The sequence below is a fragment of the Methanoregula formicica SMSP genome (genome assembly GCF_000327485.1).
GTDB lineage: Archaea > Halobacteriota > Methanomicrobia > Methanomicrobiales > Methanospirillaceae > Methanoregula > Methanoregula formicica.
In genome coordinates this window covers 891,417-907,572 of sequence record NC_019943.1, presented here as the reverse complement: position 1 = coordinate 907,572, position 16,156 = coordinate 891,417, and the positions used below count along the sequence as shown (strand labels likewise).

14 protein-coding genes are annotated in these 16,156 nt (G+C 51.3%); 7 read left to right on the top strand and 7 right to left on the bottom strand.

The window, feature by feature from the left end; all coding sequences use genetic code 11:
* Positions 1-28: 28 nt before the first annotated feature.
* The 5 genes from METFOR_RS04570 to METFOR_RS04550 all read right to left on the bottom strand — a co-directional run bounded on the left by METFOR_RS04570 (position 29) and on the right by METFOR_RS04550 (position 3,446).
* Complete coding sequence (locus METFOR_RS04570) at positions 29-394, bottom strand: hypothetical protein (protein ID WP_015284935.1); 366 nt, start codon at positions 392-394, stop codon at positions 29-31.
* A 66-nt stretch (positions 395-460) separates the two neighbouring features.
* Positions 461-967, bottom strand: coding sequence for a type IV pilin N-terminal domain-containing protein (locus METFOR_RS15785; protein WP_015284934.1), 507 nt, complete (start codon positions 965-967; stop codon positions 461-463).
* Between the two features lie 3 nt (positions 968-970).
* On the bottom strand, positions 971-1,690 hold the full coding sequence (locus METFOR_RS04560) for a type IV pilin N-terminal domain-containing protein (protein WP_015284933.1): 720 nt from the start codon (positions 1,688-1,690) through the stop codon (positions 971-973).
* A gap of 240 nt (positions 1,691-1,930) precedes the next feature.
* A complete protein-coding gene (locus tag METFOR_RS04555; protein ID WP_158491350.1) occupies positions 1,931-2,197 on the bottom strand; it encodes a hypothetical protein in 267 nt (88 codons plus the stop codon).
* A 439-nt stretch (positions 2,198-2,636) separates the two neighbouring features.
* Entirely contained in the window at positions 2,637-3,446 is an 810-nt protein-coding gene (locus METFOR_RS04550; protein WP_015284931.1) for a DUF7839 domain-containing protein, read from the bottom strand.
* Between the two features lie 748 nt (positions 3,447-4,194).
* On the opposite strand from METFOR_RS04550, the gene METFOR_RS04540 reads away from it, so the two are divergent.
* The 3 genes from METFOR_RS04540 to nikR all read left to right on the top strand — a co-directional run bounded on the left by METFOR_RS04540 (position 4,195) and on the right by nikR (position 7,883).
* Positions 4,195-5,832, top strand: a complete 1,638-nt coding sequence (locus METFOR_RS04540) for a PEGA domain-containing protein (RefSeq protein WP_015284929.1) — start codon at positions 4,195-4,197, stop codon at positions 5,830-5,832.
* 53 nt (positions 5,833-5,885) lie between these two features.
* On the top strand, positions 5,886-6,731 hold the full coding sequence (locus METFOR_RS04535; RefSeq protein WP_015284928.1) for a hypothetical protein: 846 nt from the start codon (positions 5,886-5,888) through the stop codon (positions 6,729-6,731).
* Positions 6,732-7,460: 729 nt separating this feature from the next.
* The gene (nikR, locus tag METFOR_RS04530; RefSeq protein WP_015284927.1) at positions 7,461-7,883 is read left to right on the top strand and encodes a nickel-responsive transcriptional regulator NikR; all 423 of its coding nucleotides are present in this window, start codon (positions 7,461-7,463) and stop codon (positions 7,881-7,883) included.
* 96 nt (positions 7,884-7,979) lie between these two features.
* Here nikR and METFOR_RS04525 read toward each other — a convergent pair whose 3' ends face one another.
* Together METFOR_RS04525 and METFOR_RS04520 are read right to left on the bottom strand one after the other, a co-directional pair.
* Positions 7,980-9,836, bottom strand: coding sequence for a type II secretion system F family protein (locus METFOR_RS04525; RefSeq protein WP_015284926.1), 1,857 nt, complete (start codon positions 9,834-9,836; stop codon positions 7,980-7,982).
* Positions 9,837-9,840: 4 nt separating this feature from the next.
* A complete protein-coding gene (locus METFOR_RS04520) occupies positions 9,841-11,853 on the bottom strand; it encodes a type II/IV secretion system ATPase subunit (RefSeq protein ID WP_015284925.1) in 2,013 nt (670 codons plus the stop codon).
* A gap of 239 nt (positions 11,854-12,092) precedes the next feature.
* Here METFOR_RS04520 and METFOR_RS04515 point away from each other — a divergent pair, with 239 nt between their 5' ends.
* The 4 genes from METFOR_RS04515 to METFOR_RS04500 all read left to right on the top strand — a co-directional run bounded on the left by METFOR_RS04515 (position 12,093) and on the right by METFOR_RS04500 (position 16,154).
* Entirely contained in the window at positions 12,093-12,722 is a 630-nt protein-coding gene (locus tag METFOR_RS04515) for a type IV pilin N-terminal domain-containing protein (RefSeq protein WP_052310758.1), read from the top strand.
* The gene (locus tag METFOR_RS04510; protein ID WP_015284923.1) at positions 12,719-13,375 is read left to right on the top strand and encodes a type IV pilin N-terminal domain-containing protein; all 657 of its coding nucleotides are present in this window, start codon (positions 12,719-12,721) and stop codon (positions 13,373-13,375) included. Before METFOR_RS04515 ends, METFOR_RS04510 begins: the two co-directional genes overlap by 4 nt.
* 536 nt (positions 13,376-13,911) lie before the next feature.
* Positions 13,912-15,033 carry an ABC transporter substrate-binding protein gene (locus METFOR_RS04505; RefSeq protein WP_015284922.1) on the top strand — a complete coding sequence of 374 codons (1,122 nt, stop codon included), beginning with the start codon at positions 13,912-13,914 and terminating at the stop codon, positions 15,031-15,033.
* Positions 15,033-16,154, top strand: a complete 1,122-nt coding sequence (locus METFOR_RS04500; RefSeq protein ID WP_015284921.1) for an ABC transporter substrate-binding protein — start codon at positions 15,033-15,035, stop codon at positions 16,152-16,154. Before METFOR_RS04505 ends, METFOR_RS04500 begins: the two co-directional genes overlap by 1 nt.
* Positions 16,155-16,156: the final 2 nt, after the last annotated feature.

The following is a 16,156-nucleotide window of genomic DNA, read 5'->3' as shown; positions in this document are numbered from 1 at the left end:
CTCCCGGTCCCGGAATGGTGCCCCGCCATCATGCGGCACGCCCGGCAAGCGAGCGCTCCTGTAAAAGGACATAGCGGATGAATGCATTTTCATCCGGGATTGTCCCTGCGTCCAGCACTTTTTCTGCTGCAGCATTGGAACGGAACACCTGGATCCGGCCAGCATCCTGCGGCTTTGCCGAATACCGCACTTCAAGCGGGTTCTCGTGCCCGTGCAATCCGGGATGCCGGGTATAATTATACGCAAACGCGACTGCCCAGCGATCTTCCTGCATGTCCACGTACACAGTCCCCAGCAGCTGCTGGTTGTTGTAACGGATCAGGACTTCGTCTTCGAACTTCTTGATGAGTTTTTGTGTTTCCGATTGCGGTTTGATTCCAAAAAAATTTGACATATGGCTGCTCCATCTGGTGAGATCACACATCGGTGTCAAAAAAGCGATAACCGGGATATACCCGGCTTACGGCAGTACATTCGTCCGGACCATTGCAATCACTTTTCCGCTTCCCGAGTCATAGATTTCAACGTTGACTGGTTCATCGACACCAGGAGCCATTAGCCCATACTTGGAAGTGGCAAAGGCATCCGGCCAGTTGATCTTAATCTTGTCCCCGGGCTTGATTACCTGGGAACTGTATGTTCCCTTCACGGCATCTCCCGTTTCCAGGTTGATTGCCTTTAAAAGATCCACCCCATAACTCATGTCCTTGTACGTGCCTGACGGGATGTAGGTCTTGATTGTTATCGATGCCGGGTCAAGAGAGTCTCCGCCATCATGGCTGATGAGAACGTATGAGCTGTTCCGGACTTCTGCCCCGATGGTTACCTGCGGTGTTTTGACCGCTCCCTGAGAAAACCCTCCGGCATAAGCGCTGACAACTGCCGCGATGATGATCGTAACAACGAGCATGAGCATAACGCCTATTACTGGCGAAACTGCATCGGAATTCCTGATAATTCGATCCATGATTCACCTCTCCACCAGGATATCTTTTTCATAGATCGTTGAACCGGATTTCACGTCGATCAGTTTGACATTGACATAATCATTGCGTGTCAGGAGTTGGGCATCCTTGATAATCGGTGTTGCCTGGTTCTGGTAGTTCGCTGTTCCGGATACGGTATTATCCGTGTTTGCCTGGATGACATCCCCGGCACGGAAAACATAGTTGCCAAACCAGAGTACCGTATCGTTATTGGCAAATCCTGTTCCGGTCGGATAGCTCCCGGGAACAGCAAGGTAGGGGGCATTGTAGTATAACGAGGCTCCGGATGTTGATGTATAATGGGTGTTCAGAGAGGAGAGCGTATAATTGCTGGTCCCCGGTGAGCGTGCGGTGGTATAGGTCTCCTGTCCCGTCCCCCACACCGGGGCCACCGTGGACTGGATATGATAAATTCCCGTGGCATTCGCCCAGCTGGTTACGAGTTTTGTGTTTTTTGTATTGATGGGATCTCCCCCGATGTGCCTCAGCGTGAACAAGGGACCCGGGACACCGGACATCGCCCCGTTGTCCCATTTGATATGGCATTCTAAGGAGGACTGGGGGGTCTTCTCTTTCTGTGTTCCCATTCCTGCAGCAAAGGCAGAAACGACTGCGGCAATGATGATCGTCACGACGAGCATCAGCATGACACCGACAACCGGTGAGACTGCACATTCATCTGAAGTGGGTTTGGATCTTTCCATTATCTGCCTCACATCGTTCAGGTCCAGGAAAGACACACAGTATCCGGTCATCACCGGGAAATCGCGTGCCCCTCACTATTGACGCAAGTACGCTTGCTTTAAAACTATTTTAATTGATCATTATTGTGTCTCACAACGTATCATCAAATAGCAAAAAATCTAAAAATAGTAATAACAAGAATGGGAAAAACACATCCCATGTATCAAGAGCCAACCAACAGAATACCGGTAAAAAGAGAATTACTGTTCGGGAGGAATCACGGTAAGGTTCACCGACCGGACACCCTTCTTTGCTTTCAGCTGCTCAAGGAGAGAAGCGCACTGGTCATCCTGCCCCTTAAGGAGCATAACTACCATGCCAAGGTTCTCGGTCATCTGCGACCGGACCGAGGCCCGGATGATCCCGCTGTACCGGTGCTGGACGTGTTCCAGTGTCAGCCACACACTCTTCTGGCTGTAATCATAGATCACCGTCATCGCACCCCTCTGTTCCTGTTGTACCTTCATCGCATTACACCCACCATCTTTCCATTGGTTCAACCGGTTTCCCATTCATAAACATTCTTGGAGGATGTTTGAGAAATGCTTCGATTCCCTGTCATCGTTACACAGCTTGAACGAGGAATTTTTTATTCCAGTCAAAACATCCATCCGGATATTAAAACAATTTTGTTTGTCTTAACTAAAAATTTTTTGTCCAATACGACTCAGCGAAAATTTTCAACAATCAGGAAAAATAAAAGCCTTTTTACTCCATGCGAGAATTCCTGCACCGGTAAGACTTTCCAGAACAATCTGCGAGAGAGACAAAAACATACGCACTACATTGGAGTATCATCGAAGTTTTCTGCATGAGCTTTGGCTGCAGCGTTGAACCTGATGAGAAAAACCGTGTTTCACTAAAAGAAATGTTCCCATCAATACATTCCAAACCCGCAACCATTATTCATGGCGCTATTAGATCATGGATTACGTACACGAGTTCCCTGCCCTCCAGCCGCTTGACGAAGTCCGCAAACTCCTCGTCCACAATAACGATTGCACAATCGATGCCATGGAACGCCGCCTCGATCACGCCTTCCCGTGCGCCAAAGAACAGGTCCGGATCCCGGCCAACGGACTTCAGCGCGGCACGGGCCTCCACCCCGACTGCTGCCACCATTGCGGTGGTTGCAATGATCTCCTTCAGCTGGTCTTTTTGTACTCTGCGTGACCCGCCCTGCTGGATCCGGGGTACCTTGCAGACGTGGATCGTCCCCTCGTGGTGATCGATGATGCCGTTCAGCCTGGCTATCCCGACGTCCGTCCCCCTCTTTGCATCCGCCACAACGGTTCCCCGTGCGGCAGACTGCTGCTTTCCGGCATACAGGAACCCGTCTTTCATGAACACACCGGCATCTTCTCCTGCCCTGAGGTCTTCAGCCGCGATCGCAGTCCAGAAGGCGACCTGCTGGATAAGGTCCTGCCGGATGTGGCGGGCATAGGATTCAAGGACTTCGGCATTTTCAAGGATCCATTCAATGCCGGCCTTTGTCACTTCGTAATTTCCGCGACGGTTCGCGGAGACCATCCCCTCGTCGGCAAGCTCCCGGATGTATTCGGAAACGGCCTGCGGCGTCACGCCCAGTTTCGTGGCGATCTCCTGCTGGCGGATGCCCGGCTGGTGTTCGGTGATCTCGACGAGGATCTGAAACCGTGAAACATCGCGTTTGCTCCGCAGGATCGACATAGGCAGGTCTCGTGTATCCGGTGTCATGCAGGTGCGTCCTTCTTTTTCATACCTTCGTCTCGGTATCGTGCATTGATATGCGGTCTGATACGGGAGATATTAGAACAATTATACTTGCTTTAACAAAATATAAATTTTCTAAGCCAGGGAGCTGTTCATTAACTAGGGAATACTGCCAAAAACCATCCTTCCATTTCTGCTTAATAGGGAGTGACCACTCCGTTCCCGCCATTTCCCTGCCCGCCCCACCTCTGCCATGGGGGGTCTCCCGCATACCCCCCTCCCCCCAGTTATGGCCCCAACCCACCTCATCACAATATCTGCCTGACGTAAAACCATACCAGCACGACCGCCCGGCACCTCCCATAACCGTGCAATTTCAAGCTGCCTGAGGGGGGTATCAGGTATACCCCCCTGGCACAAGGTGGGGAGGTATGATCGATTTGAAACGCACAGTAGGGGGGAGGTATGCCGGATCCCCCCCACCTCAAAAGTGAAAAAACGTGCATTATTGCATAATAATTCCGGACCCTGGCTCCGGCGGAGAGAGTACATCATTACTTTCCTCAAACCCGGGAAAGGGGTCTCTTCCGGCAAACAGGGGGGCGGGGTATCCCGGACACCCCCCCACCCCCAGGCAGGGGGGTATGATCGATCCGGAACGCAAAAGGGGGAGGGGGTGTCCGGCTGACTCCCCGCGATTCATACAAAATTAAAACGAATGCATTTGATATGTGTATAAATACTATTTTTCTCCATATTCTATCATACAAATATGCTATTCCGTATTACTCTCACCCTTGCTTTTCTCCTGGCACTCACCCTCGCAATCATAGCTCCGGCAGATGCAGCAGGTGCATCCTGCTCGCTCTCGGTTGCTTCCATTCCCGAATACGGGATGGTTTCCATTGACGGGAAAAATATTGGTAATGCCCCGCTTGCGGACATTCCCCTGGCCTGCGGGTCGCACACCGTCCGTGTAGAGGAAGGCGGGTACCTGGCTTACCATAAAACCGTTGTGCTGGCAGATGGCGCACGGGAAGATGTCATCGCAAATCTCGAAAAAGTGCCGGACCGTGGGCAGGTGACCATCCAATCCGAACCCCCGGGAGGTGACCTGTATATTGATGGCAAATATCGCGGCACGACTCCCGCAACCCTTGACAACCTGCTGCCGGGCCGGCATGAAGTCCTGATCCAGAAGGCCGGATACGAGAACTACCGTGACGTAATCTCCGTTTCAGCGGAATTCGCAACAGAATACCGGGAATATCTTGTCCCGCTGCCGGGCGCCGGGTTCCTGAGTGTCACCTCGTACCCGGAAGGGGCCGATGTCTGGATTGACGGGAAAGCGGCCGGCACGACCCCATCGGCACTTCTCAGGTACCCCGCAGGAAACCATACGGTGGAAATTGCAAAGAAAGGGTACTGGAACTTCACCAGTATTATTCTCGTGAAAGGGGGCGAGTCCGTTCTGGCAAAGGCCGACCTGACCGCGTTCCCGTCAACCAGCAGGGTGTACCTTGATTCCGCACCGCAGGGTGCCGGTGTCTACCTCAACGAAACCTTCAAGGGATTTACCCCGATAACCATGGAAATTCTCCCATCAGGGGACTACCGGGTAGAATTCCGGTTCCTGAACGACACTTCCGCACAGTATTCTTTCTCGTTTGCAGCCGGGGCAACCCATGAGATCCTTGCCAGGCCGGGAAACGGGACGGAAGTATCCATCGATCATCGTGAATGGGCTTACCAGAACACCAGCCGCACGACACGGCAGCCGGGCTGGATCAGCGAGAACGCGGTACCGGTTGTCGAACGGAAATTCACCTGGTCTGCAAACGGCCAGGAGTCCTCAATAACACTCGATATCCCCCGGTCACTCTATGATTACTACAAGCTGAACCGGACCTACCCGACAACCGTCACGCCAGCACTCCTCTCAGAGTATTCCATCAACGAGCGGGAGCAGGAATATTTCCATGCACTGGTCAACCGGCTCAAGGACGCAAGCGAATCGAAGAGCTACCGTGCACGGAACGATTACCACAATGTGGTAGCGTTTGTCCAGAGCATCGCCTATGAGAAGGATATCGACCCGGTTACCGGGACAGAATCCGAATACCCGAAACACCCCATCGAGACGCTTGCCGAAGGGCGTGGCGACTGCGAGGATACCGCCATCCTTGCAGCAGCACTTCTCAGGGAGATGGATTACAATGTCGCTGTTGTCCTCCTGCCGGAACATGCTGCTGTTGCCGTGGCATGCGATTCCTGTAACGGGTATTACTACCCCCTCGAAGGCAGGAAATACTATTATCTGGAGACCGCGATCGAAGGGGGCTATACTTCCCTCGGGACGATGGATACGAAATACCAGTCAGCGAAAGGACAGGTTATCCCCCTCGGGTGATCAGCCCGCAGCGCAGGACCCCGTATGAGACCAAGACACAGGAACGATGAGAAATGAATGCAAAAAGACCCTCTCCCTTTCACGCACTGGCAATCCTGGCCCTGCTCGCTCTGGTAGTCGTTTCGAGCGGCTGCATCAAAACGCTGCAGAGCGCCATGGATCCAGTCCCCCCAACGGACACTACACCGGTTGCCCCTGGGGATGATGTCGCGGGTACAATCCAGGAGTCCCAGCCGGCACCGGCTCAGGCCATTGTCACCGTTGCGGAACTGACGCCTTCAAAATCCGCGGCAGTCGAGGAGGTTGCCCCGGTCCTGACACCGGATCCCTATCCGATCATCCACGGCTCGCAGTTGAACCAGACACTGAAAGTGGACCCCGTTTATTCTGGCCCGTACGAGTTCGAAAAGACCTATGTATTCCGGGGGAATGCAACCGGTCTCCGGGTCAATGTTGCAGAAGGGCCGCTCTACCTCATCTACATCGTGACTCCGCAGAACGACTGCCTCCTGGAACCGGAGTCCTGCCGGGGGGAGAAGACAAAGCCGGTCAGCCGTCCGTACCTGACAATAACCGTCAGGGACAACCAGACCCACGAGATTGTTGCCGAGGACGGGTACGGGAGGGAATATTCCTCGGATACTGGTGACTATGAATTTATCCTGATGAGTAAGAATACCGATGGTCTGCTCTCATCAGGGGGGGAGATCGGGACGAATACCGTTACTCCCGGCCCGCGGGTCCTCAGGGTCTTCCGGGAGGGAGTGTTCGATATCACCTTTGAAGGGAACTTCCTCGATGTTGACCTGAAGGTGAAGACCGGGGCCGCCGCATCCGGAGTCAGTGCATCTGCAACACCAGTACCGGCATTAGATATACCGGAAGAGGAGTGGTGGTGACAGGAAAAAAAGAGGTAACAGGTAAGGAAGAGAGATTACTTTTTGGTCCTTGGGGCAGGTTTTCCAGCAGTCTTTGTTGCTGGTTTTTTTGCCTCAATCTTCTTCAGTGCTTCTTTTTTCTCTGGTGTCTTTTTTGTTATCGCCATAAAGTATTCAACTCCGATCCTGACTGTCGATTCGTAAACCGGGATGCGAAGACGGGGCCATCAGATCCGATCGTGTGCACGGTGGGAGTGTATCCGGCAGCCCCGTGGTTCCCATCATCCCGGAATAGGTGTAGGCAACCGTTCGTAATAAAACTTTTTAAATTCGTATGAATTTTTCTTAAACGATATTCTTCCGATCCCGGCAAAGAGAGGGTACGGGGATAGAAAAAAGATGGGTCTTATGGGACATGCAAGAATGGATGATCGATGATGAGGCAGATAAACGGCGATGAGATCCCATGGTCATCACCATAGAGTAATTGGATGATGTAGTATAAAAATATTTTACTTTCGTATGATTATTTATTAATCATTGTTCAGACAATTCCGGCCCCATGCACACCCACCATGGATGGCCGGTTTTTTTGCTGGCTGCGTGCGGAAGGCCAAAAACCATCCGTACCGGCAGGATTGTAAAATCCCCGGGTTTGTCATGCATAATATTACCAAGTACAACAGAAATCCCCGATGATTCAAAATCCTTATGACCAATCAGCAACGATATTCCCATCACTGATACGCCATGACCATGGACGACGACCTCTCCCGGATCGGCATTTCACTGCCGAAGAACCTGCTCGACAAGTTCGATGAGATCCTGAACTACCGGGGCTATTCCTCGCGTTCTGAAGGCATACGCGATGCCATCCGGACGTATATTACGTATTACAAGTGGATGTCAGATGTCAAAGGTGAACGCGAGGGGGTCATCACGATGGTATACGACCACGAACAAAGGAACCTCCTGCAGGCCATCACTGAAGTCGAGCATGATTATCACGACATTATCAAGGCCTCGCTCCATTCCCATGTAACCCACGAGAAGTGTCTTGAGGTGATCCTGGTCCACGGCGATGGAAGCCAGCTCAAGGCGCTTGCCGAGAAACTGATGTCCCACAAGGGCGTCGAGTCCGTGAAACTGACGACGATTTCTATTGAAGAATAATCTTTTTCTCCCGTCACGCAAGGCAGGGCAGCCCGCAGAAGCTCATCAATCATTCCTATACCGGCGTATACTCTGGCCCGGGAGTGCCAGACGGGATTATGCGCCGATAAGGAATACGAACAGGGCAACCGTTGCAGCAAGCAGCAGGATACTGTGCTTAAAACCGGCGAGTATGCTGTTGGAGCTGAACTGCCCGGCCATGATGCCGGAGAAGGTCGCAAGGATGATGCCGATCCGGAACATTTCAGTAAGGTTGCCGGCGGTGTCGACATTGACATTCATTCCTTTGAAAGCGGAAAGGAACGGTACGTTCAGCTGATATGCTGTGTACAGGTAGATGCCAAACGAGAGGTAGATGATCATCACGTAGATGATGGTGGTGTTGGACCGTTCCCGTTTCAGCTTGAGGTAATATTCAAAATCAGTGATTGCGATGATGAAGATCTGTTTTAAGTTGGTGGTGATCTCGCTGGCGCGGACGAGGAGGGAGATGGCACGTTTCACCGAGACGAGACCGATCCGCTCTTCCATCTTGACAAGTGCTGAATTGACGTAGGCGCCGGACTCGATATCACGCGATGCAACAGAGAGTTCAGAACTCAGGACGCCGAGTTTTGCCCCCGAGATCCGGTGAATTGCTTCGTGCAGGGTGATGCCGATATCTTTCATGTCAGAAAGTTCACGGAGAAAATCTGGCAGATGTTCCTCAATGTTGCGGACATACCAGCGCCGGCCTTCGAACGAGACAGCGACCGGTGCCATGAACCCGATGATCATCAGGCAGATCACCGCCTCCATCTGATCATGCGGGATCAGAGCCTCAAATCCCCCGGTCAGCCAGATAAAGGCGATGATGCCGGCAATAATCCCCCCAAGACCGATCCCGTAATAGTAACTCCGGATATAGGTCCGGAAGGGATGACGTAGCAGGCTCATATAATAGTTATTCCGTTTGCTCTCCTCAATGCGCTTGTAGAATGCCTTGTTTTTCGGGTCATCATCTGCAACCAGGTCTTCTTCCACTGCTTGAACGCCGGACGCGAAGTGCTGCTCCACGGTCTCCTTCCGGGAGATCTCGAGGTTCTCCGGGGGGAGCATGAGGGAAAGGATCCAGATCATGACAATGGCACCTGCCGGGATGCAGATGTACATCATCGGGAGGATCCAGGACATCTCCTGGCTGTTGGTCATGCCCTGGGCAACGATCATGATGATGAGGGCGATGGGGCCGGCCACAAATGCAGTCACATACACCTCGGCCATGATCTCGATGGTCTTTAAAACGAGCTCGACTTCCTGCTTGGCCTGGTCGCGGTAGTACTCGGTCTTTGCGCCGAGATAGGTCGTGATGTTGCCCCCACTGTCGATGACGATTGCGAGGTCGTTCATAAAATCCCGAAGATTGGTCGAGGGCGTGATCCGCTGGAGGTCCTTGATAGCCGCATTCAGGTCGTCGCTGAAGAGTTCGACATCGCGGACGATGATCCCGAATTCATTCGAGATCTCCCCGAACATATCGTGCTCCTCGTATACCTTCCGGATGATATCGTACGGGGCCATCGTCGTTGAGAGGGCCTGCATGTAGGAGATCGCATACGGGAGATCGAGATCGATCCGGCTTTTCCGGCCGTGGGCGATGATCTGCGGGTAGTACATCTGCATTGCGTACTGCCCGGGCACGATGAGCACGAAAAGCAGGAGCCAGAGGAGCGTGCCGGTAGTCTTCAGGCCGAAGATCTCCAGCTCGAGCCCGCTGATGACAAAGAAGAACCAGAGCGTGAAGAACATCACGAGAGTCCCGGCCAGGTTGACCCGGACCGTACGGAGATATTCCTCGGCAGTGACCGGCAAGTGAGCCGACCGCAGGGTCGTTCTCAGCGTTGTGCCGTGGATCATCAGCTCAAAGTCGGTGAGCCGTTTCTCGGCACGGCGGAGAACGGGGGGAACGTACATCCTTTCAGTCACCCAGGTCGTGGATGGCGTTTGCCAGATCGCGGAGGGTCGGGGGCTGGACATCGAGCGCCCAGGAAAAGAACTCCTCGCGTTTTGCCAGCTCGAGTTCCAGCTCCTTTTCGTCCCAGGCATTATGGAATGCGATCTCTTCCAGTGTTTTGGACCGGGTATAGAGTTTTCGGAACGTGTCATCCTGGACATTCCATTCGAAGAGCGGGATCGGTGTGATCTCCCCGTCCTTATTCACCGCGATCTCGTGGATGGAGAGGCAGCGCCGGATCCGGGTCTTTCCGAGAGTATAAATGGACTGGACCACGACGAGGTCGAGGGCCTGGAACATCACCGGCGGAACGTTGATCGGGTCGTGCGTCAGGCGGTTAATCGCCTCGTATACGCTCCCGGCATGGATTGTCGAGAGCGTAGCATGGCCGGAGTTCATTGCCTGGAACAGGGTCTGCGCCTCTTTCCCCCTCACTTCGCCGACGATGATGTACTCGGGTCTTTGCCGCATACAGGCCTTGAGGAGGCCGAAGAGGTCGATGTCTCCCCTTATCCCTTCAGAATTCAATTCCCGCGTCTGGGTCGGGAGCCAGTTCTTATGCGGGAGCTGGATCTCGCGGGTATCTTCAAGCGAGACCACCTTGGCATTCTGCGGGATGAAGAGCGAGACCGCGTTCATCATCGAGGTCTTTCCGCTTGCAGTACCGCCAACGACGAGGAGGCTCTTGCGGTGCTCGATGGCAAGCCAGAGGAAAGCGAGAGTCCTTGCATCGTATGTACCGTACCGGATCAGGTCAAGCGGGGTCATGGGCTCGGCACGGAATTTCCGGATCGTGAACGAGCTGCCCTTGGTCGAGACGACCTCGCTGTACGTGATCTGGATGCGCGCACCATCTGGCAGCGTTGCATCCACCATCGGGTTCGAGAGCGATAGTTGCTTGTTGGCTTTCTGGGCCAGTTTCAGTACGAACTGGTTCAGTTCCGCTTCCGAGAAGAGGATACTCGTCGGCAGGCTGCCGTACGCACGATGGAAGATGAAGACCGGCAGGTCGTTGCCATTGCAGCTGATGTCCTCCAGAGCCGGGTCCCGCATCAGTGTCTCGAGCGGGCCGTAGCCGGTAAGGTCGCGCCGGATGTAATAGTCCAGAATTGCCAGCCGGTCGTCTGCGATCTCCGGGTCGAAACTCCTGATAATCCGGGAAACCGCAACCGGGTCAATCCTCGTGTTCCTGCCGGCTTCGGTCTCATCGTAGATGATGATGTCCCGGAGGTGTGCGTACGTTTCAAGGAGGATCGTCTTCTCCTTTTTTGAGATCGGCGGTTCGCTGACAACGTACGTGAACCCTTCGTTCCCCACCCGCTTGATCGTCACATACGAGAACGGTTCGACAACCCAGTACCGTTCCAGGGTGGCAAGCGAGGGGTCGTCCGGCATTTCTGCTACAAAGAACGGGATGTCCGAAGAGTGCTTGTCCAGGTTCCCGATATCCGCGGTATCCGCGGGAGGTGCCGTGGATGATGCAACGGCTGCCGCCCCGGGTCCCAAAGAAGGCTGGCTGGCCTCAGCAGGGAATTTCCCGGAGATAAGACCCTGTATCGTAATACCCATCGGCAGCCAGGCACCGGCAGCGTGCCGGGCCCTCAGGGTGATGAGGCCTATACCTGCGGATACGAGGGTAACGATCCCCAGCCCGGCCATGGCCGGAAGGGGGAGGTCGATAAACATCAGGATGAACGCCGAGACAAGCGCGATGGCGGCGACTGCGCCAAACGAGACAAGCCCTTCCCACGATGGTTCCGTTAACAGGGCGGAGATCTTCCCAAGACCTTCACGGGCAGTCTTCATGTCCATGGCCGGGAGTTCTTTGTGCGATGATGTGGAGGACGGGCGGGATTCTCTGGCGGGGGAGATCGGGTTGTTCAGGGAACCAGCCATGTTTTTCAGGGTAGTGAAGAGCCCGCTCAGTCCGACGAACAGAACCGCACACGGAAAGAGGATAAGAATCTCCTGAATCATGATGCCCCGCTATCCAGATAATATACACAGAATGGAAGAATGACGGGGAACATATCCCATAACCTCCCCCCAGCTACCGGTATCTGGTACTGTTTTGTCTCGCCGCAATAAAAACTATGGTTTTTTTGTTTTGTTATACCAAAAATGCAAAAACAAAATAATTTATAACATTGAGTGCTACGAATTTGATTAGATGTATGAAAAAGTTGCGTGCATCTCATTAAAATGACAAAGGTGTTATGATGTATTCTTACGAAAAGTCCAGAGACGCTGGCGTCTCTCCGGTCGTCGGCGTTATGCTGATGTTGGTGGTAACGATTATTATTGCGGCGGTGGTGAGCGCGTTTGCCGGAGGGTTAACATCCGGCACTCAAAAGACACCAAGTTCTGCAATTGATGTAAAAATCAGTACCACTGCGTACAGTGGTAATATTCTGATGATTTTTAACCATATTAGTGGTGATAATATTCCAACCAAGGATCTTTCAATCATTACCTATTACAAAAATAGCAGTGGCTACATATTAAAACACACAAGTACCGCCAAGAGTAGCGGGGTTATTATGAATAAAGGTAGCGCGTTCGAAGCTACGAAGATCCTTCCAGTTCGCTACAATATGGTAAAAAACAATGACTATGGCGGAAGGTCAACAGGACCTAATGAAAATTTCGGGAACTTTACATGGCAACCCGGAGATTCACTTAATTCGGTTAATTCGGAGGGGACTTCAGCTTTGCTGGGTATGAGAGATGCGGGATGGGGTGCTGGCCTGGATCCTTCCTTTACGTCCGGCAGTACGGTGGATGTTAAGATCCTCTATAATCCGAGCAATACATACATCTTTGACAAGGAGGTTGTTGTACTATGACAAGAATGTCCAACGATGCGGTCTCACCGGTCGTCGGTGTTATGCTGATGCTTGTGGTGACAATCATTATTGCCGCCGTTGTATCAGCATTCGCCGGGGGATTTGGTGGCGCTCAACAAATTACACCCCACGCAACGGTTACCGCAACGGTTGTGATCGATAACGTCACGGGCACATCTACATGCGTAAATGTCGCCCCGTTCACATGTACACGCACATATCCTGACGGTTTTACTGCTAAAAATGGTATTATGTTCGAGAGCACGGGGGGCACTCCATTCAATCTTAACAGTATTATAGTGGAATTAGTCTCTGATAGTGGAACAACACAAACGGTCAGGGGCACAGATAAATTAGACCCAGACCATACCATCCTGCCCTACGGGACCGCAAACGGAGGGTATTTCCTGAAGATAGGAAACATATCATTATCGGACACGGTTATTTCACCCGGTGACAGATTTATGTTCTATGCTGACGAGTGTTATGATGTTAGCAGCGGTGGAAAATCAAGAACTTTGATGTGGGGGCCCAAAGGGATTAACGGCGGACATATGTATCTGTCTGCGAATTCGCGCACACAGTGGTATATCCTCGATATAAATACTCAGCGGGCCATCGCCAACGGTCAACTGTTAATGCCGGTTTGGTAAATGTGGTGGACAATTGCCAGATATAACCTAATTCCACTTTTTCATCAACGACAAGACAGAATTAGCGCCGGGTCATGAAGTAACTGTAGATTATCAAAAATGATGTCCGATTTGTTGATAGAATTTTTATTCACTTAACAAATTCTTCTTGTTTTTTATGGAAAAAAAGATTGGATGTTTGACCACCCAGTTCAGAATCTTCCGCACTCTCCAATTCTTGTATTAGTGGTTAAAGGATCACGGTTTCCAGATAATTTGGTTTAACGAGTGGAATTTCTTGAATTTCACGAATCTCCTATCGATATGTTGCTGACGGATTTTCGGATTATTTATGGATATTTTTCTTCCACATACCATATTGCATGATTATCACAATTTGTGTTACAATTAATAAAATATTTAAGACACCGACGTGATAATAATTAATAATTGAGTCACTTATCCCAAAAGAACGGGATAATAAAAAAATTGTTCTTTCGCGTGTGCAGGACTCGTGAGGGTTGCAGTTGGTTCGATACTAAAGGAATGAGTACATAATGTCTCAAAAAAGCTGGTGGACCTTCAAACAGATTCAGAGATATTCTCTTGCGGTTATCCTGATCTTCATATGTTGTATTGTATCAGGTTGTTCTTCCTCATCAGACGAAAAAACCTCTTTCTCACAACGACAAAGCATCATAGGAGATACTTCAATCACCATAACGGACTCTTCAGGAACTTCCCATACGTTCAACCATCCCGTGGAACGTATTATCTGCCAGAACGGTCTCGCAGCAGAAATCCTCGTGGATATCGGGGCGACTGATCAGATTGTCGGAGTAACAGATACTGCATTAAAAGAGCAGTACCTCATGAATCAGATACCTCATGCAAAAAGTATTGGGGAGATAAGGAGCCCCGATATGGAAAAGATCGTTGCGCTGCACCCGGATGTGTTTATTGCATACGGTGACAGCGGATCAATTCCGGGAAATATCGATAAAATCCGTGCCGCGAATATCACCATTATCTATACCAAGGTGTACGATATCCGGGATATCGCGAACGAGACCCGGATGTTGGGGAAGATTACTGGCAGGGAAGCAAATGCAGAACGGTTAATTGACTTTACCGAGAAATACCAGTCGCTGATAGAAAGCCGGACAGAGAATATCAGCCAGTCGGAAAGCCCGCGGGTGTATCTGGAACAACTGAGCGACTACATGGCAACCCACCAGGGCAGTTCTGGAGATTATGTCCTCAGTTATGTCCATGCACAAAACATTGCCGGAAATATCTCTGTACCATATGCAATAGTTTCTCCTGAATGGGTGATCGAACAGAACCCCGACATCATCATCAAACAGGTAACACGAGGGAAAGGTGTCTCTGCTGTCAGGCAGGACATCATTAACCGGGCAGGTTTTTCCCGGATACGGGCGGTCCAGGATCAGCGAGTCTATGCCTTTTCCAGCAGCATGCTCTCAGGTGCACGGGAGATCATTGGAATCCTCTATATCGCAAAGGCAGTGCATCCAGACCGGTTCACGGATATTGATCCGGAAGAAGTACTAAAAGAATATGCAAATACGTTCATGACGGGATCGGACCTTCCGGGTTCATTCGATCCTCAGTTGCCAAAGACTTCAGGTAACTGGAACCAATCGGGAGGCATGTAATGTCTGAACCCCGGTTACTTGGATCATATTGCGCTGTTTTCCTCTTTTTTACAATGTTTCTTGCAATAATCTTATCCGGGTGTATCTCTTCATCAGGAAGCTCGACGGATACTCACACAATCGGCAACGATTCATCCATAACTGTCACAGACACTTATGGTAATACGGTCTCATTCCCACATACCGTTAAGCGCATCATATGTCTTCCGGGAACTGCTGCGGAGACGCTGGTTAGTATCGGAGCAGGAGATAAAATTGTCGGGGTTTCTGAATATACCTCCAAAGATGCGTATCTGATGAGCCGGATGCCGAATGCCACCAGTGTCGGTGACTGGTGGCTGCCGGATGTTGAGCAGATCATTTCTCTTCATCCGGATCTTGTAATTTCCTATGGTATTTCACAGTCAAAAGCCGGGAATATCGATAAAATTCTTGCCGCAAATATTACTGTACTGTATGTAAAATGCTATGATGTCCGCGATTTGGCCAATGAAACACGCATGCTCGGTAAAATTACGGGAACAGAAACCAGATCAGAGTCCGTAGCACATTTCTCGGAGCAATACATGTCTTTAACACAGGAACGACTCGAAAATGTCAGTCAGGGCAGCGCTGTAAAACCCAGATTCTATTTCGAACGGTGGACCGATTATACCGCATTGGCAAGTGACAGTCCACAACATGATATCCTTACCACACTCAATGCAAATAATGTTGCAGGAGATATTCCACTCGTCCAAGCGGATGTGAGCCCGGAATGGATTATTGATCAGAACCCGGATGTGATCTTCAGACTGGCAATCACCGGGGATAATGCAACCGAGATCCGCGACAAATTGATGAGCAGACCCGGTGTATCGAGAATCCGGGCAGTACAGGATGGTAGGGTATATATTATCTATTCGGACATGCTGACCAGTCCCCGGTCAGCCGTTGGCACACTCTACCTTGCCAAAGTGCTATACCCGGACCGGTTTGCAGATATCGATCCGGTCGAGATTTTACACGATTATGAGAATGAATTCCTGCCAGGGTACCGGTCAGAAGATACATTTTACCCAAGTCTGGGGAAAAACCAAGTAATAATTAAAAACAACACGACCGCCCCGGCAGGTGTATAATT